This is a genomic window from Paenibacillus xylanexedens (assembly GCF_001908275.1).
Lineage (GTDB): Bacteria > Bacillota > Bacilli > Paenibacillales > Paenibacillaceae > Paenibacillus > Paenibacillus xylanexedens_A.
In genome coordinates this window covers 5,916,796-5,933,771 of the sequence record NZ_CP018620.1, presented here as the reverse complement: position 1 = coordinate 5,933,771, position 16,976 = coordinate 5,916,796, and the positions used below count along the sequence as shown (strand labels likewise).

General features: G+C 44.5%; 17 protein-coding genes. 12 read left to right on the top strand and 5 right to left on the bottom strand.

Annotated features, from left to right (window positions below):
- Positions 1-73 precede the first annotated feature (73 nt).
- The 5 genes from BS614_RS25920 to BS614_RS25900 all read left to right on the top strand — a co-directional run bounded on the left by BS614_RS25920 (position 74) and on the right by BS614_RS25900 (position 4,364).
- Complete coding sequence (locus BS614_RS25920) at positions 74-547, top strand: GreA/GreB family elongation factor (protein ID WP_074096056.1); 474 nt, start codon at positions 74-76, stop codon at positions 545-547.
- On the top strand, positions 537-1,043 hold the full coding sequence (locus BS614_RS25915; protein ID WP_036617317.1) for a cation:proton antiporter regulatory subunit: 507 nt from the start codon (positions 537-539) through the stop codon (positions 1,041-1,043). The genes BS614_RS25920 and BS614_RS25915 overlap by 11 nt, the downstream gene beginning before the upstream one ends.
- Positions 1,044-1,046: 3 nt before the next feature.
- Positions 1,047-2,252 (top strand): cation:proton antiporter, encoded by a 1,206-nt coding sequence (locus BS614_RS25910; protein WP_017687037.1) that lies wholly within the window; start codon positions 1,047-1,049, stop codon positions 2,250-2,252.
- Between the two features lie 338 nt (positions 2,253-2,590).
- Positions 2,591-3,307: an expansin ExlX gene (gene exlX, locus BS614_RS25905; protein WP_036668609.1), complete on the top strand. Its 717-nt coding sequence runs from the start codon at positions 2,591-2,593 to the stop codon at positions 3,305-3,307.
- Positions 3,308-3,416: 109 nt separating this feature from the next.
- Positions 3,417-4,364: an alpha/beta hydrolase gene (locus BS614_RS25900; RefSeq protein ID WP_084174744.1), complete on the top strand. Its 948-nt coding sequence runs from the start codon at positions 3,417-3,419 to the stop codon at positions 4,362-4,364.
- A 141-nt stretch (positions 4,365-4,505) separates the two neighbouring features.
- Here BS614_RS25900 and BS614_RS25895 read toward each other — a convergent pair whose 3' ends face one another.
- Positions 4,506-6,065 carry an IS1182 family transposase gene (locus BS614_RS25895; RefSeq protein WP_074096055.1) on the bottom strand — a complete coding sequence of 520 codons (1,560 nt, stop codon included), beginning with the start codon at positions 6,063-6,065 and terminating at the stop codon, positions 4,506-4,508.
- A gap of 102 nt (positions 6,066-6,167) precedes the next feature.
- Entirely contained in the window at positions 6,168-7,055 is an 888-nt protein-coding gene (locus BS614_RS25890; RefSeq protein WP_074096054.1) for a PhzF family phenazine biosynthesis protein, read from the bottom strand.
- Between the two features lie 210 nt (positions 7,056-7,265).
- Here BS614_RS25890 and BS614_RS25885 point away from each other — a divergent pair, with 210 nt between their 5' ends.
- The gene (locus BS614_RS25885; RefSeq protein WP_074096991.1) at positions 7,266-8,192 is read left to right on the top strand and encodes an NADP-dependent oxidoreductase; all 927 of its coding nucleotides are present in this window, start codon (positions 7,266-7,268) and stop codon (positions 8,190-8,192) included.
- Here BS614_RS25885 and BS614_RS25880 read toward each other — a convergent pair.
- Positions 8,176-8,811, bottom strand: coding sequence for a type 1 glutamine amidotransferase family protein (locus BS614_RS25880; protein ID WP_074096053.1), 636 nt, complete (start codon positions 8,809-8,811; stop codon positions 8,176-8,178). The genes BS614_RS25885 and BS614_RS25880 overlap by 17 nt on opposite strands.
- 199 nt (positions 8,812-9,010) lie before the next feature.
- Between BS614_RS25880 and BS614_RS25875 the strand changes: the two genes are divergently transcribed.
- The 3 genes from BS614_RS25875 to BS614_RS25865 all read left to right on the top strand — a co-directional run bounded on the left by BS614_RS25875 (position 9,011) and on the right by BS614_RS25865 (position 11,686).
- Positions 9,011-9,748: a cyclase family protein gene (locus tag BS614_RS25875; RefSeq protein WP_074096052.1), complete on the top strand. Its 738-nt coding sequence runs from the start codon at positions 9,011-9,013 to the stop codon at positions 9,746-9,748.
- A gap of 378 nt (positions 9,749-10,126) precedes the next feature.
- Positions 10,127-10,864 carry a UMP kinase gene (gene pyrH / locus BS614_RS25870; RefSeq protein WP_036617332.1) on the top strand — a complete coding sequence of 246 codons (738 nt, stop codon included), beginning with the start codon at positions 10,127-10,129 and terminating at the stop codon, positions 10,862-10,864.
- Between the two features lie 351 nt (positions 10,865-11,215).
- Positions 11,216-11,686, top strand: a complete 471-nt coding sequence (locus tag BS614_RS25865; protein WP_074096051.1) for a GNAT family N-acetyltransferase — start codon at positions 11,216-11,218, stop codon at positions 11,684-11,686.
- A gap of 242 nt (positions 11,687-11,928) precedes the next feature.
- Here BS614_RS25865 and BS614_RS25860 read toward each other — a convergent pair whose 3' ends face one another.
- Positions 11,929-12,129 (bottom strand): hypothetical protein, encoded by a 201-nt coding sequence (locus BS614_RS25860; protein ID WP_026080945.1) that lies wholly within the window; start codon positions 12,127-12,129, stop codon positions 11,929-11,931.
- Positions 12,130-12,345: 216 nt separating this feature from the next.
- Between BS614_RS25860 and BS614_RS25855 the strand changes: the two genes are divergently transcribed.
- From BS614_RS25855 to BS614_RS25845, 3 genes are all read left to right on the top strand, one after another.
- Entirely contained in the window at positions 12,346-12,801 is a 456-nt protein-coding gene (locus BS614_RS25855; protein WP_074096050.1) for a hypothetical protein, read from the top strand.
- Between the two features lie 543 nt (positions 12,802-13,344).
- On the top strand, positions 13,345-14,352 hold the full coding sequence (locus BS614_RS25850; RefSeq protein ID WP_074096049.1) for an ROK family protein: 1,008 nt from the start codon (positions 13,345-13,347) through the stop codon (positions 14,350-14,352).
- Positions 14,353-14,410: 58 nt separating this feature from the next.
- Positions 14,411-15,055: a sugar O-acetyltransferase gene (locus tag BS614_RS25845; protein WP_244898200.1), complete on the top strand. Its 645-nt coding sequence runs from the start codon at positions 14,411-14,413 to the stop codon at positions 15,053-15,055.
- 62 nt (positions 15,056-15,117) lie between these two features.
- Here the strand turns inward: BS614_RS25845 and BS614_RS25840 are convergent, their stop codons facing one another.
- Entirely contained in the window at positions 15,118-16,938 is a 1,821-nt protein-coding gene (locus BS614_RS25840) for an ABC transporter substrate-binding protein (RefSeq protein WP_074096047.1), read from the bottom strand.
- Positions 16,939-16,976 lie beyond the last annotated feature (38 nt).

Genomic DNA, 16,976 nt, shown 5'->3' with positions numbered 1-16,976 from the left:
GAAAACAAGATGATGAAGAGAAACATGCCAATCAACATGGAGAACAAGGCTTGTATAGGGGGTGAAATTTATTATGAACCATAGGACCTCCCGCCATAATTGCAGAGAGAAGCTGGTGAGCCAGCTATTTACATTCGGTGAAGAGAAGAGAACATTTCTCGACGCCTATTTCGACGCGCGTGATCCAGAGCGGATACAATTGGAAAAACAATTGTCCGCATATACAGAGTATGTGGAAAAACTGCTCATGGGTCCTGATGAAGGTCTGGACTCAGCTGTATTGATCGGCAGTCATATTGATTTTGAATATCTCGATTTTCATACGTCAGATTCGTTCATGATTGTCATGCCAGAGGATACTAATCCTGATGAGGGTCGTATTTCCTTCCTCTCTCCAGTTGGGAGTCAATTACTGCTTGGCAGTAAAGGGGAAGTTAGGTCTGTTCATACACCATCAGGTTCCATGAGAATCCGCATTACGGGAATCGAGCTGAGGAGCGAAACCTTGAACGAGCCGGCGCTAGGGGGTGCAGATCATGCACTTTAAAGAGACGGACTTACCAGGGATTGGACGTAAATACTGGCTGCATACCCGTAGTGGTGAGCATTTGGTCATTGTGATTCATAACGACGAGCGACGTGACCTATTCCATATGGAGTCAGGGGATACACCTGAAGAGGTGGGTGATATGGTATCTCTTGTCACCCTGGATGATGATGAAGCCCGGGCGGTAGCCGCTATTGTTGGTGGTATGACCTATAAACCGAAGTTTCAGGATGAGCGTGAAGTGATGCTTGAAGGGCTGTTAATCGAATGGCTGCGAATTGAGCCTCACGCCGCAAGCGTAGGCATGACGATTGGTGAACTGGATATCCGTCAGGCTACGGGCGCCGTAATTCTCGCTGTTGTGACCAAGGATAAGGAGAAGCATTTTAATCCAGGCCCGGATTATGCTTTTACCGCTGGAGCTACAATTGTAGTTGCCGGTGAACGGAATCAGATCAAACATCTCAAACAATTGTTGACTGATGGACGGACTTAGCCTATGGATATGCTCATATTCGAAGTGGGAATTGCCGTTGCGCTGATTACACTTACTGGGCTGATATCTTCACGATTACGATTTTCAGTCATTCCTTTCTATATCCTGATTGGTATGGCTGTTGGACCACATGCACCACAGATCGGCATAGTGGATTTACGTTTTATCGAAAGTTCGACCTTTATTGAATTTATGGGCAGGCTTGGCATTCTGTTTTTGTTATTTTATCTGGGTTTGGAGTTCTCGGTCTCCCGTTTATTAAAGTCTGGTAAAGCCATTCTGACCGGGGGCATGTTCTATGTTGGTCTGAATTTTGTCTCTGGATTGCTGTTGGGGTGGTTCATGGATCTGCCCCTTCAGGAGACACTTGTTGTCTGCGGGATCATGACCAGCTCTTCTACAGCCATTGTAGCTAAAGTGCTCGTTGATCTGAAACGCACGGCAAACCCTGAAACAGAGATTATTATGGGCATGATCATGTTTGATGACTTGTTCATCGCGATTCATATCTCCATCCTGACCGGGCTTGTGCTCAGCGGGGCAACTTCATTCTTAAGTGTTCTATTAGTATCGCTGTCTGCCCTGCTGTTTATTGTGCTGTTCCTGATTATTGGCAGGAAAAGCATCAAATATATTGATAAGGCACTGAATATCAAGTCATCAGAGTTGTTTCTGCTTACCGTCATGACACTGCTCTTCCTGGTAGCCGGTTTCTCAGAGACGCTGCACGTAGCGGAAGCTATTGGAGCGTTGATGATGGGGCTTGTGTTGGGCGAATCAAGACATGTGAGTCGGATTGAACATCAGATCATGCCTTTCAAAGATTTTTTTGGTGCAATTTTCTTCTTCAGTTTTGGCCTGACCATCGAGCCGGCTTCACTTGGCGGAGCTGTTGGGATGACGATTATTGCCGTTATTCTGACGATTGCCAGTAACTATGGTGCAGGTATGATCGCTGGCAGACTGGCTGGAATGAGCCCTAAAGCATCATTGAATGTGGGCTTTACCCTGGTCTCGCGGGGTGAATTCTCCATTATCATGGCGAACATCGGCAAGGCCGGAGGGTTGATGGCATCCATCCAATCGTTTGCCGTGTTGTATGTGTTAATTCTGGCTGTGCTGGGGCCTATACTGACCAAAGAATCTCCGCGGATCTATGCTCAGTATGCGCGGCTAAGGAAGCGGATGAAACGAAGGGAAACAGGTTGAGTCAAACGCTAGCTGTCCTTGGACAGACTGGGTATTCTGACCGTAGTGTTTAATAGGCGCCACACCATTCGGAGAGAGGAATTACTCCGGGGTGTGGCGTTTTTTTATTACGGGGAACCCATCGAATACAGCCTTGTTATTATACATATTCCACCAAATTATGGTATGTATCCATATCTTGTGCGTGGTCGTGAATGTTCAAGTCCAGAGGCAGGACTATAGATGTGATTTGGTAGAGAGGGATTGAAAATAAGAAGTCATTATGTAAAATAATGTTATATTCAAATCTAGTAGTTGAACCAACCATTTACACGAGAACGGACGAGGAGGAATAGCTTATGAACAAGAAAAGTAGATTTCAACGGTTAAAATGGGCCGGTACAGGGATGTTGCTCAGTCTCGTATTATTTGCTCTCCCTGCATCTGCTGCATGGAACGATACATATCAGGGTTACGCGACGTATACAGGCTCAGGCTACTCGGGAGGTGCGGTGTTGCTTGATCCCATCCCGGCGGACATGAAGATTACTGCACTTAATCCGTTCCAACTCAATTATAACGGTGTCAAAGCCGCTTTAGCGGGAGCCTATCTCGAGGTGCAGGGTCCTAAAGGCAAAACAACCGTCTATGTAACAGACCTCTATCCAGAAGGCGCCAGCGGAGCACTGGATCTCTCACCGAATGCCTTTAACCTGATCGGTGACCCAAAGGCAGGTAAAATCGATATCAGCTGGAAAGTGGTCAAAGCTCCAATTCAAGGCAACGTCTCCTATCGGATCAAGGAAGGCAGCAGTCAGTGGTGGGCAGCCATTCAGGTTCGTAATCACAAATATCCGGTGCTGAAGTTCGAAGTGAAACAGAAGGATGGCACGTGGCTCAATCTTGAAAAGCAAGACTATAATCATTTCCTCGGAACTGGACTGGGCAAAGAAAAACTAAACGTTCGTATTACCGATATTCGCGGTCAGGTATTAAATGACACGATCCCGGCTCTGCCTAATGATGGATCGGGTGGTGCATATATCGTACCGGGCAATGTACAGTTCCCCGATTGACAGATATACGAAGGTGTTATAAAAAGAAGTATGGTCATAGACGTATTCTTAACGAAAAGTCGTACACTGTACGGCTTTTTTTGTATAAGAAAAGAGGAGAATGTAACGTATGAAAAAAAGTTTGCCTTCATATCAGACAACACATCCCTATTGGAAACAGTATCAGGCCTTTTTCCCGGAAGAAGTGAGGTTAGGGGAGCATACAGCTCCTGAGGAAGAATGGTGGGAGTCCAATGGGGTTCATCTGCATATCGATCGTTTACCTGCGCCGGAGTCTTCAATCAAAATTCTGTTCATTCATGGTGCGGGAGGCAATGGCAGGTTGCTCGCTCCGTATGCCCGCATGTTGCAGCGACATGGATACGAGGTGGTATCGCCAGATCTTCCGCCGTATGGGTTAAGTTATGCAATGTCTGGTACACGTATTAACTACGAACTTTGGATAGAGCTGCTTGTGTCACTCATTGAACGGGAACACAAAAAAGATGGCAAGCCAATCGTTGTATTGGGAAGTAGCATCGGAGGTATGCTTGCCTATCACACCAGTGCACGCAGCAAGCGTGTTAAGGGTTTGATCGCAACTACATTTGTAGATACGAGTAATCCGAAAATGCGTGACCAACTTGCGCCGAATCGTCTGGTGAGCCGGGCGGGAAAACGGATGATGGATCTGTTCCCTGGTCTGCTGGATCATGTACGTATTTCGGTCAAACAGGTATCCCGAATGCAACTGATTACTAATAACAAGGACTTAACCCGGCTTATTATGAATGATCCACAAGCGGCAGCTACACGTATTCCGTTGGAATTATTAAGAACATTCCTTAATAAAAAACCGGAGGTGAGCCCGGAACAGTTCAACCAGTGTCCGGTCCTGTTGGTTCACCCTGAACTGGACCCCATGACACCAATCAGGTTCAGCCAATCTTTTTTTGATCGTCTGGTGGTGGACAAGGAATGTGTGATCTTGGAAGGGGCAGGCCATTTTCCTATAGAGCAGCCAGGACTGAACCAGTTGGAGGTAGCGGTACTACGATTTTTACAACAAATTCAATGATGACCACAGGCTACTACACTGTTTTCGCATAAGATAGTTTACATATCCTAAGTACGTAAAGGGGCTGTCTCAAAAGCCCTTAAAAGCGTATCGGCAAAAAGAAATAACACTCATAGGTTCAAAAAAGGACAAAGCAGAGGTTTATCCAGCTTTGTCCTTTTTGCGTTTTTCCGTCATTGCGGCTTTTTTAAGCAGATTGTGGGCAAGGCAAAGCCACCCGACCTCCAGGCTTACTTTTTGCAAGCCGCGAAGCAGGAATCTTCGGAATCCCCGGTTGTTTTTGATTTGTCCAAATACACTCTCTGGCTCCGTCATGCGCTGAACAGAAAGGGTGTATCCTTCCTCGCTGCGCAGTCGTTCCCGCATCTCGTTTTTTTGCCGCATATAGGTCAGACTGATCGCGATCTCCCGATTGCCTTTGGCTTTGGTGCATGTTGCTTTCAGAGGACATGTACTACAATCTTCACTTCGATAATGGCGGGTACGAATCGTGTAACCACTTTCCGTGACCGTCTCGCTTTCATACCGAAAATGTAACGTCTTCCCAGCCGCACAGGTCCATGCATCTTCCGTTTCGTTATAGCTCCAGTTGTCCACCTTGCCAATCGCTTGCTTCCACGCCCTGGTTTTCTCCTTGTGGTACGTCCCATATTTGACGATTGCCTGGATGTTTTGCTCTTCGAAATAGCTGTAATTCTCTTCACTTCCATATCCTGCATCCGCAATGACGGCCTTCGGTCTTTTGCCGAGCGTTTCTTCGAAATGATCGAGATGGGGCTTCAGACATTTCGTGTCTGTGGGTCGCTGGTGCACCGTGTAACCCAAAACAAACTGGTTTTCCGTTCCAATCTGCACATTGTACCCAGGCTTCAATTGACCATTTCGCATATGATCTTCTTTCATTCGCATGAACGTTGCGTCTGGATCGGTTTTGCTATAGCTATTCCGCTCCCCTGCGGTTTGGATCTGGTGCTCATACTTTTGCAGCCGCGGTAGCAAGTCTTTGCGTAACTGGCGTACGGTTTTCTTTACGATTTTGTTTTTCGGTTTTTCTTGTAAAGATTCCTCCAGTTGCTCAACGGCTTTTTCTAGCTTTTCTGCCGTGAGTACAGACGCTTCCCCGAGCTCAGGGAGGTCTGTACCCGCATGGAGCGCATCTTCTTCACTTTCGGCCGCTTCGATGGTTTGGAACAGGGTATGTACTTTTTCTTGCAGCTTGGCCTGGTACTTGACGACAGCCTTTTTCCAGACAAAGGTGTACCGATTCGCATTCGCCTCAAGCTTGGTTCCGTCCAGAAAGTAGTGATCCATGGACACGTATTGCTCCTGAACCAGCAGTTCCAGCACATGGGTAAACACCGTTTCCAGTACCTCTTTCATCCGCTCGGAACGGAAGCGATTGATGGTCCGAAAATCCGGTTGTTGCCGCCCAGCGAGCCACATGAACATGATATTTTCGCGAACAGTCTTGGCGATTTGCCGGGATGAATAGATGCGTTGGGTGTAGGCGTAGATGATGATTTTGGTGAGCATTTTGGGATGATAGCTATGGCGGCCTCCGCCAGGATACGCCGAGTAGAAAATGGAATCGCTCAGGCGATTGACTGCGTCATTTACAACACGAACAAGGTGATTTTCGGGGATATCTGTCTCCAAATCCATTGGCAAGAAAAGTTGATCCATGGTATATTGAATGTACAAAAGAAGCCCTCCTTAGAAATGGTTGCTCGACACTTCCATTTTACCAAGGAAAGGCTTCTTTTTGTTTTACAATTTGGAAAACAGGTCTGTCCCTAGCCATTTTTATGACTTATGAGACAGCCCCATTTTAATGTTTTTGATATGAACTGCGCTACCGCCAACCTGAATCTGTGTGATTTCATTAGAGCTGTTCAAAGTTAATCTGGCTCGGATCTCAGAGGGGCGGTTCATGGTATACCCTTGTCTGATCGTGTACGTGTGATGATGAGGATCTGTGAGTTGGTTGTACTTGTATAAATAACAGAGCATTGCACCATTGGATGTGCCCGTTGCGCTCTCTTCCGGTATATCATAAAGCGGTGCAAAATTACGGCATTCTGCCAGAACGTCCTCAGCATCTGATTCGAGTGTAAACACATGATAACCTACGGCATGATGAGCCTTGCATATTTCAGTGATACGCTGGAAGTCAGGATCAATTTTGGTCAGAACATCAACATCTCTAACAGCTATCAGGATATCGGGTAGCCCGGTAGACACAATCTGTACAGGTAGTTCGGAATGTAAATCCTCCATAGAAATGCGTAATGAGTCAGCAATCTGCTGACGGTCCACGATCTCCCCAAACTCCGGCAATGTCTGTGACAGATAGACTTCTCCATTGACTGCGATAACGACTTTAAGAATTCCGGCCAGTGTCTCCAGTGTATATGTACCAACATCAACGAGATGTTGTGTCTTCATTAGATAAAATAAAGCAATCGTGGCATGCCCACAGAGATCAACTTCATCACTTGGAGTGAAGAAACGCACTTTGAAATCAGCCTGATCCGACGGCATTACAAACGCAGTCTCTGAAAACCCGACTTGTCGGGCAACCTCCTGCATCTGGGATTCAGACAAATGCGCAGCTTGTAAAACAACACCTGCGGGGTTACCGCCAAGAGCCTTGTCCGAAAATGCATGTAATGTACTTACTTCAACTTCCATATCGTTACCTCGCTTGTTCAAGTATTGGATTCAGTATTGGATTAAGATTTAACATAATCGATAATCGACATTATATCACGATTGTTGAACTGGATCGTGAATCCCAGATTGCTATGATTTTTGGAATGAATAGGTCAAGTGACAGCTGGGAAAGGGTAATGAAGGAAGAGAGAGCATAACGATAATCCAATGGAAAGGCTGGGATCTCTAATGAGAGCAATTGTGATTGAGGAATTTGGTGGAGCGAAACAATTGAAGGAACAGGAAGTAGCCAAGCCAACATGTGGAGTGAATCAGGTATTAATCCAAACGTATGCCACGTCGGTGAATCCAGTAGACTTCAAAATCAGACAAGGTTATATGAAAGAAGCAGCGGAGAATTTTCCGTTGATTCTGGGCGGCGATGTTGCCGGTATTGTGGCTGAAGCAGGTTCAAATGTCACGAGGTTCAGAGAAGGTGATCGGGTATTTGCACGTCCGCGTCAATTCGGGACCTATGCAGAATATGTTGCTGTTGATGCAGACATTATTGCCCGTATACCGGAGAACTTGAGCTTTGAGGAAGCGGCAGCGATCCCGCTGGCTGCGATGACGGCATGGCAGGCACTTGTGGATCACGGACGTTTAGGCAAAGGGCAGAAGGTACTCATTCATGCGGGTGCAGGTGGTGTGGGAACGTATGCCATTCAGATCGCCAAGTCCCTCGGCGCTGAAGTGGCTTCCACGGCGAGTGAATCAAACGAAGCGTTGCTTCGTTCGTTGGGTGTGGATCATTTTATCAATTATAAAAAAGAAGATTTCTCGGAGATTCTCTCCGATTATGATGTTGTGCTGGACACCATGGGCGGTGATATTCAACGCGATAGCTTCAAGGTGTTAAAGTCTGGCGGGCATCTGGTATCCTTGGTAGAACAACCGGATGAGAAGCTTGCCAAGGAAGCCGGAGTAACGGCCAACGTCTTCATGATGGAGCCCAAAGGGGATCAACTGGATCAGCTGGCTGAACTGGCTGCGGAAGGCAAGCTCAAATCGATTATTGATGGAACGTACCCGCTAACTCAACAGGGAGTAAGGGAAGCACATGGGAAGAGTGAAACCCATCATACCCGCGGGAAACTGGTTATTCAGGTGCAATAGAATTCATTAACTCGTAGAAGTATTTGGACTCATGAGTCTGATATAGATTGTACCAGGCCTGTAATGTTTCTGGTGCAAAGACATTCAACAGCTTCAACACATGTATTGTAAATTCTAACGGAGCTATTCCAGATGCAGTAACTAGATTTCCATCGGTTACTGCAGGCTCCGTTACATAATAGGTTTCTCCAGTATAATCTGGGCATATCATCTTCAGGTATTCTAAATCATTGCTTGTATGCTGTCTGGAATCCAGTATTCCTATTTTTGCAAGTGCAACTGTAGCACCGCAAATCGCCGCAATAACCGTACCCTCTTCTATAGAGGCAGCAACTTTTTTCAATAGAGGATCATGGATGGTGTCCATCCAGGTGTTTCCTCCTGGAAGAATGATGAGGTCGTCACCTTTCAATGTACATTCATCAATAGAAATATGAGGAAGGATGTTCAATCCGCCCATGGTAGTTACCGGATGTTTATCCACGCCTACGGTTACGACCTGTAAAGCCTGGATCTCTTTCCTGAAATACCTTCCCGAGTTCAATTCAGCAGTTAGATATCCTACCTCCCAGTCTGCCATCGTATCAAATACATATAGATATACGTTCTTCGTTTGCATCATACATGCTCCTTTTGTTTTCATGATTGAATGGATTACTCTTGTATTATAAATAAACTTCACTGACAACTACGGTCAGTGAAGTTTTAAAATTTGAAATTTATAGCCCTAAGAACTAATATAGGGACTGCTCCCCAATTGCAGTGGAATAAGATATAATAGGAGAAATTTATTCCATTTTGTGCATGAGGTGATAAGGATGTCCAACGAACTCATTCAAGCCATTCAATTGTTAAAAGAAAAGAAATGGGTAGATCTGACCCATACGTTTGGACCGGACTCTCCGCATTTTTCAGCTTTTGAGGCAGCACAATTCGATACACTGTTTGATCACGATCAAGGTTTCTATGCCCAGAGCTTCAAGTTCCCGGGTCAATACGGGACACATCTTGATGCGCCGATCCACTTCGTTCGGGATACCCGGTATCTGGATGAACTAGGTTTGAAGGAGCTTGTGCTCCCGCTTGTGGTCATTGACCAGTCTGCCGAAGTAGAGAACAATCCGGATTTCACACTGGATGTAGAGCATATTCTTGAATTTGAAAGAGAGCATGGCGTGATTGAAGCTGGAAGCTTTGTAGCCTTACGTACAGACTGGAGCAAACGCTGGCCTAACCATGAAACATTTGATAACAAGGATGCGGAGGGCAACAGTCATGCACCCGGATGGTCGGTTAGTGCGCTTATGTTTTTATTTGAGGAGAGAAAAGTACAAGCCATAGGGCATGAAACCTTTGACACGGATTCGGCCGTGGATTATCAGAAGAATGGGGCACTTCTGGCAGAATATTATGTACTTGCCCAGAATACATACCAGGTCGAGCTGTTAACAAACCTGGATCAAGTGCCGGCTAAAGGCGCTGTTATTTTCAATATTGTACCGAAGGCGGAGAAAGCTTCTGGTTTTCCAGTCCGGTCTTTTGCCATTCTGCCGTAAAAACGGGGTAGATCATAAGCTGAAATAGATAAATAAGGCACAGAACTCAGAATACTCAAGTAGACAGCCGGCTAAATAGTCGGCTGTTTTTTAGTTAAGCTAACGGACAGGTTAGTGGCAAGGTAGCTCTTTGATACGGCTCATCGTAAATCATTCTATAACTTATTGAAATTGCTTGCAGATTTAATAATGACGGTAATTGCAATTTAGCCTCACGTAATGTAAAATTACTTGACGGAAAAACATGGAAGGGGTGGGGGTATGAGGTGGAAAAGTAAGACTTATATTCAGTCGACTTGTGTAATTTCATATTTCCATTCCATTAGGACACTAAAGCATTTATTGCTTTAGTGTTTTTATTTTATGGGGGTGTATTAATTGTCAAGGTATAAAAGAGTTCTCGTTAAGCTAAGTGGCGGAGCAGTCGCCGGAAACTCTGAATTTGGTTTTGAACCGGAAAGATTGGACCAAATCGCTGATGAAATTATGTCAATAGTAAACTTAGGAGTTGAAGTATCATTAGTTATTGGTGGGGGGAATATTTTTCGAGGTAATATGGCGGAAAGCTGGGGAATAGAAAGGGCAGAAGCTGACAACATTGGAACACTTGCGACTGTAGTAAATAGTTTAATGCTTCGTGGAGTTCTTAAAGCCAAGACCAAAAAGGAAGTACGGGTAATGACCGCTATACCTATTACTTCAGTTGCAGAACCATACATCCGTCTAAAAGCAATTCACCACCTAGAAAAAGGCTATATTGTAATTTTTGCAGGAGGGAACGGTCAACCTTACGTTACAACAGACTATCCTTCAGTACAAAGAGCCATCGAGGTTAATTGTGACGCTTTATTAGTTGCAAAGCAAGGTGTTGATGGTGTTCTTAATGCAGACCCTAAATTTGATAAAAATGCAAAGAAATTTCGTTCGCTTCATTACAACGACGTTTTAGAACACAACTTAAAGGTAATGGACCAATCAGCTTTCATTTTGGCAAGAGACTACAATTTGCCAATGCATGTGTTTAACTTCGATAAACCAGGTTCGATGAAAGAAATCTGTGAGGGTAAGAATAATGGTACGATAATTAGTGGCGAATCAATTTTAGAGTTGGAATGAAGTATGTTACAAGTACTACTCTTCCTTGATTTAGCGGAACGATAGTTCCGCAAAAGAGAAGTTCTATTCAAAATCCCACTCGGCCATGGAGTGGGATTTTGTTTATGTTGATATGTATATCTTGTGATTAAAAGATACTTTATGTTTTGATTCATTACGGTGATCCGTATCATAGGTAGAAGTACAGAACATTACTCTAACGGGAAACGATAGCTCAATAAATCCAACAAAGCAGCAGACCAACGTGATTGGCTGCTTTAGTTCAACTAACGGGCAGGATAGTTCTGTTATGGTATTATGTGGGAGTTATACTATCGGCGAGAGTCTGAAGTATTGGGGAGGTAGGTGGGTATGGAGTACAGTATACGCTTGGCAGAGAAAGAAGATATCAGAGTTTTACTTGATGTGAGAAATAACAAGGATTTATTTACAACGTATTTGAATCAACAAGAAAAAAAGGAAGTGTATCTCCTTGTTGCTGAAATGGATAGATCAACAATTTTGGGGTTCGGTCTTCTGAAACTTAATAGTTACTTATCACCCAAATTGAGTGACTTATATGTAAATGAAAATTATCGTGGCAATGGTATTGGTTCCGGTTTAATTAGACATCGTGAAAAACTTGCAAGGAAACTCGGCTATTCTGAAATATTCGTTAGTGTTGACCCAATTGGGAATCCGAAAATGATAAAGCTTATAACCAAGCTTGGATATAATAGAATTACTGAACCATACTCAAGAGCAGCTCTATTCCACAATGAAGACGGGACAACATATGAGAAAACTTATACAAGGGTTGATTGGAAGAGGTCATTGAACTAACGGGAAACGTTAGTTCATAAAGCACGGGGCAGACTGCAGGTTGGCAGGCTGCTCTTTTTTCATTTAGCTAACTGGCAGCAGGTAAGTAAGCTTATCAGGAACCAAGTCAAACTAGGATTTGACACATTAGAAAAATAAATGTGTATTTTGGCAAACTTATGGATTAAGTCACAACTAACTAATCTAAATGATTCACATATGTAAATAGCAAGGGAGGCGTATTCCGCCTCCTTTTTATGTTTTTACTTTTGATCCGAGTGAGGATCTTGATTAAATCTTTGAGAGATTTTTTTCTCTGTTTTCTTACGCCGTATCCAGCGCTTGAGTATGCCTTCTTCCTTGCGTTCTTGCAGTGTTTCCTTCAAACCTTGAATCATAAATTCCGATCTTCGTCTGTCATCCCGACTAATCTCGCGTAATTCCTTAATAAATTTGTCGTCCATATCTGCCTCTCGCTTATTCAGGATAATTTCATTATACCGAACGTACGTTCTTTTATCAAGTTTTTCCATTACGAATGATTTTCGAGATCAATATAGTGAAAAGAAGCACAGGAACAATACGCGGCATGTGTGAGAATGGTACTAGAGGGTTTGATAATAATCCGCCTATGAATGACTGTATGAGGTTGAGAAACGAGAGGACGGAAGGAGCAATTCATGATGAAGCAGAGTGAAGGCAGATCGTGGTTACTCATTTTGATGCATGGAATTCTGGGGATTGGGGCAATCGTTGGAGGGAGCATTTTAATCATCGACCCAACTGGAAGTATGGTGAATTTGCCCGAATCTTTGTTGGGGAACTCCCCGTTTTCCAGTTTTTTGTTCCCGGGGATCATCCTATTGCTGGTTCTTGGCGTGATGCCTACAACGATTGCTATTTCGCTCATCTGCTACATTCATTGGGGGGTGGGTGAGAGACTGAATCTCTATCCTGATCGCTATTGGGCTTGGACTTTTTCGTTGTATACGGGGTTTGCTCTCATCATCTGGATTATGGCGCAGGTGTACTGGATTCAGGAAGTCTCTATCATTCACTTGGTCTATTTTGCATGGGGAGTGGGTATTCAAGTTGTGACCTTATTGCCCGGGGTACAGCGAATCTATTCAAAATAAACTGCTTGTATATTGAACAAACAGCTGCCGAAAGAATCGTTGAATGATTCTTTCGGCAGTTATTTTTTATGGGCATCGAGATAATACGCGTTGTTGTAGTCATGTTGTCCACATGTTCCTTGGACTGAAAAGTGCTCGGATAAATCTAAATCATATTGACAAAGAACTATTATCCTCGCATACTTACGTAATATACTTTATAAAGTTTGTTTATTAACTAGAGGGATAGTCACATGTGGTATCGCAAAATCATAATCCGCATGAAACAGGGAGGTAAGTATGGATGGTCTACGTTATTATGGCAGTTATAATATGGGCAGGTACTTATGCAAGTATGGCCTTGTCAAAGCAACCGATGGAAGTGAAACCTGTGAAGTCGATGGATGATTTGTTTGAGTGAACAAAGTAGCTCTGCCTATTTCGATCCATTGCCAGCACGATGGAACTCATGTGTTCGAGTAAGGCATTATGTTATGATATGGTGTGAATGACATCCATACCATTGCTTTGGCTCAATTGAACCAGAGTAGAAACGAGAGGGTTATGAAAAAAGCCAACGCTACAATGATGAAATACATCAATTTGAATAATGTGCGTGAAGTCATGCAGCAGATCGAGACGGCGACCAAACCGCAATTAGCTTTATTAACCAATCTTAGTGTTGTGACCATTAATGCGCTGATTCAGGAATTATGTGATGGCGGAGAGTTGTTCCAGGATAAAGTGGTTCCCTCTAACGGCGGTCGTCCTGCTCAGGCATATCGATATAATTATAACTTCAAGCTTGCTTTGGTTCTTTACATTAAAGAGATGAAAGGCCAGGAGTTGATTTCGGCAACGGTCATGAATCTGGAGAATAAGGTTGTGTTGAAGGAAGAGAGCATTTTGCCTGCTTTCGATAAACAGCATGTGCTGCAACTTATCGCGCGTTTCGTTACGGAGTACCCCGCCATTGATATGATCGGCATCGGTATTCCGGGGCAAGCCGTAGATGGGGACATCACGGTGAGCAGTCATGAAGAGCTTATCCACTCACATCTGATACGGGAGATCGAGAGCGAGTTCCAACTGAACGTTCTCGTGGAGAATGATGTTAATGCAGCGATTAGCGGATACTGTACACAGCATGCGGATATGAAGGAACAGAGTGTAGCGGGAATTTATTTTCCGAACCGATACCCGCCGGGTATGGGCATGATGTTGAATGGACAGATGATCCGTGGGAAAAACGGGATGTTTGGTGAGATCAAGTATCTTCCTTATTCACCTGATTGGCACCGTGACATGAGCAAAAATGATTTTGTAGTGAACGTATGTCACATCCTGCAAACGATTAATGCCGTCGTTGCCCCGCACCAGATTGTCATTTATCAGGAACGGGTGGAGAGAGAAGAGCTGGATTTGGCGTGGAAACAGTACGGGAAGGATCACCCCATGCCGTCTTTGCCCGAGATTGTACATCAGGACTCGTTCCAACATGATTTTGATGCTGGGTTACGAGGAATGGTTCTTCAGGCGTTGAAGTCAGGCATTCTATCAGAAGCCTTATAACCCACAGGTCATGTCTGTGGGTTATATTTTATAAGCTAACTCTTGTAAAGGAGGATTTATGATGCGTGAAGAAGAGAGAATCATGAAGGGCGTGTTGTTCAGTCCAAGTGATCCCGAATTAAAGGTCATCAAAAGGCGGGCCCATAATCTCAGTCAGCGTTACAGTCAGACCTTTGAAGAACAGACTGAGGAAAGGAATCAGATATTGCAACAGCTACTGGGAGAGATTGGAGAAGGCGGATTCATGCAAGGCCCCATCTTTTTTCATTATGGTGTGCATACCCGGATAGGCGAGCATTTCTTCGGTAATTACAATCTGACGATACAAGACGACGCGCAAGTGACGATCGGGGATTATACCAGTTTTGGACCCAACGTTACGATTGTTACCCCCATTCACCCCATGATTGCCAGCGAGCGGAGACAGATGGTGGACCAGAACGGTGATGTGAAGTCACTATGTTATGCCAAGCCGGTCACGATTGGTAATGATGTATGGATCTCGGCAAATGTCACAGTGTGCGGGGGCGTAACGATTGGAGACGGCTGTGTGATCGGAGCAGGTAGCGTGGTGACTCGTGATATTCCACCGCATTCTTTTGCAGCAGGCGTACCGTGCAAAGTTATTCGCAAAATTACTGATGCGGACAGCATCCGAAACTACCCCGATGTTCTGGCAGATTGCCGTGTGCTGGAAGAATAACAAAAGGCTGCCATCAGGATCAAACACATGATCCTGATAGCAGCCTTTTTGTTGGTATACGTTTACTTGGAGGCGTTGTAGTTACTCAAGAATTCTTTTACTTTTGCAGGATCGGCTTTCAATTCATTCCCGGTCTGAACGAGCGGGCTTACTGTGGAGTATGCTTTGAGTTTGTTGTTCTTGTAGAAACTCAAAATCTCATCCTGATTAATGGAGTACAGCACGGCTTTTCTCAGGTCACTGCTCTTGGCAACTTCACGATTGGCCGTATTGAACAACAGATAGGAGACAGCGTTACTTGGCAGACTTTGCAGTTTCAGTTTGCTGTCATTTTCGATGATGTCATACTTGGTTTCAGGTACACCGTAGTATAAGTGAATTTCACTGCTGCGAAGAGCAGAGAGGGCGCTGTCTGCATCCGCGATGAATCGAACGTTAACCTGAGCAATTTTTGGCTCATCTTCCGTGCCTTTACGGTAAGCCGGATTTTTTAAGAATACACCTTCATAGTCATTTTTATAAGACAAAATGTAAGGTCCGCTAGTATAAAGGGTGTTATTGTATGCTGCGCCTTCAGTCACCGTGTTCTGATCACCGTAAGGAATATCTTTGTTGACGTCAAAGGAAGCTACATCATATGTGTTGATGCTCTCCACCTGTTTTTTGGACACGATACCCGCAGATTGGTGAGCCAGGTAGTTCAGTACTTGCGGGAAAGGTTCAGTTGTGGTCAGTTTAACGACCTGATATTTACCTGCACTATTATCTGCTTTGGTTTTGTCAGTCACAAGTTCGGTAATTTTGCTGCCCAGTCCTTGTTCCAATGCTTCGAGGATTGTGCCGTGGCCACTGGATTGTTTAACGTTTTGCAATGCACTCAGATCTGTTACAACTTCAGCTTCTTTGATGTGTTCATGCAAACTGTATGTCCGGTGATCCGGAACGGAATCTTTGTTTTTAGCGCGATCCAGGGAGAAGATAACATCATCTGCACCGACACGTTCTCCTGTATCTACAGCTTTTTTGTTATCAATCTTCGCAAAGTTGATATCGTCTCTGAGAATGAAGTAGTAGTCTGAATTACCTTCAGCAATACTGAAATTATGGGACAGTGATCCTTCTGCTGTCAGCTGATCGTCATCTGTCAGGTTAACGAGACGTACATACATATTGGTGTTCAACTGGTTGATGGAACCGTCGTTTCCTTTGATGGGATCAAGGGAAGTCAGTACGGATGCGCTTTGCGTCAGAATCAACGGATCTTTGGCATTTTTGGAGCTGTCCTTGAACTCAATCGGTTCCCAAGCCATGGCGCGGGATTTGGAGAGACGAACGGTGTCGACATTCAGAATGTCTTTGTTCACAGCCTGACTTTTCAGGGAAATGTACAGAGGAGCGATATACGCCTGATCCGTTACCAAGCGATCTTCCAATTGTTTGTACGTGTCTTTGTACTCATCTGGAGTTTGAGTAGCTGCCTGATCGATGAGTTTATCAAGTTCCGCATCTGCAAGGATACTGTAATCTCCACCTGTTTTGAAAAGGGAACGCACTGCATAATCGGGATTTCCCGTTACCGTTGTCCAGCTGGACAAGGCAATGTCATAATTCCCTGCATCCTGCTGGGATTTGAAGCTACCGTAATCCGGCTGCAGGTTCAACTTCACATTGAAGCCGTTTTTGGTCAGCTGGTCGCGCACAATGTTTACATCATTTTCGGAAGAACTCATGGCGAGCAGTTCAATGTCAGCCGGTTTTTGTGCAGTTTCAGTTGTGTCCGCAGGTGTGGTCTCCGCCTGGGATTCGGTTTTCGTTTTTACGCTGCAGCCGGAAATCACAATGACGAGAATTAATAGCAATGAGATCAGTGTACGTTTTTTCATGGGATTACCCTCCATATCTTGAATGTGTGATGTGTGAT

Bases quoted from the DNA above. Each gene is read 5' to 3' on its own strand.
- BS614_RS25920 (WP_074096056.1), top strand. From the start codon at position 74: ATGAACCATAGGACCTCCCGCCATAATTGCAGAGAGAAGCTGGTGAGC.
- BS614_RS25860 (WP_026080945.1), bottom strand. From the start codon at position 12,129: ATGGACGACAAATTTATTAAGGAATTACGCGAGATTAGTCGGGATGAC.
- BS614_RS25855 (WP_074096050.1), top strand. From the start codon at position 12,346: ATGATGAAGCAGAGTGAAGGCAGATCGTGGTTACTCATTTTGATGCAT.
- BS614_RS25900 (WP_084174744.1), top strand. From the start codon at position 3,417: ATGAAAAAAAGTTTGCCTTCATATCAGACAACACATCCCTATTGGAAA.
- BS614_RS25865 (WP_074096051.1), top strand. From the start codon at position 11,216: ATGGAGTACAGTATACGCTTGGCAGAGAAAGAAGATATCAGAGTTTTA.
- BS614_RS25840 (WP_074096047.1), bottom strand. From the start codon at position 16,938: ATGAAAAAACGTACACTGATCTCATTGCTATTAATTCTCGTCATTGTG.
- BS614_RS25885 (WP_074096991.1), top strand. From the start codon at position 7,266: ATGAGAGCAATTGTGATTGAGGAATTTGGTGGAGCGAAACAATTGAAG.
- BS614_RS25890 (WP_074096054.1), bottom strand. From the start codon at position 7,055: ATGGAAGTTGAAGTAAGTACATTACATGCATTTTCGGACAAGGCTCTT.
- BS614_RS25845 (WP_244898200.1), top strand. From the start codon at position 14,411: ATGATGCGTGAAGAAGAGAGAATCATGAAGGGCGTGTTGTTCAGTCCA.
- BS614_RS25850 (WP_074096049.1), top strand. From the start codon at position 13,345: ATGAAAAAAGCCAACGCTACAATGATGAAATACATCAATTTGAATAAT.
- BS614_RS25880 (WP_074096053.1), bottom strand. From the start codon at position 8,811: ATGCAAACGAAGAACGTATATCTATATGTATTTGATACGATGGCAGAC.
- BS614_RS25910 (WP_017687037.1), top strand. From the start codon at position 1,047: ATGGATATGCTCATATTCGAAGTGGGAATTGCCGTTGCGCTGATTACA.
- exlX (WP_036668609.1), top strand. From the start codon at position 2,591: ATGAACAAGAAAAGTAGATTTCAACGGTTAAAATGGGCCGGTACAGGG.
- BS614_RS25875 (WP_074096052.1), top strand. From the start codon at position 9,011: ATGTCCAACGAACTCATTCAAGCCATTCAATTGTTAAAAGAAAAGAAA.
- BS614_RS25915 (WP_036617317.1), top strand. From the start codon at position 537: ATGCACTTTAAAGAGACGGACTTACCAGGGATTGGACGTAAATACTGG.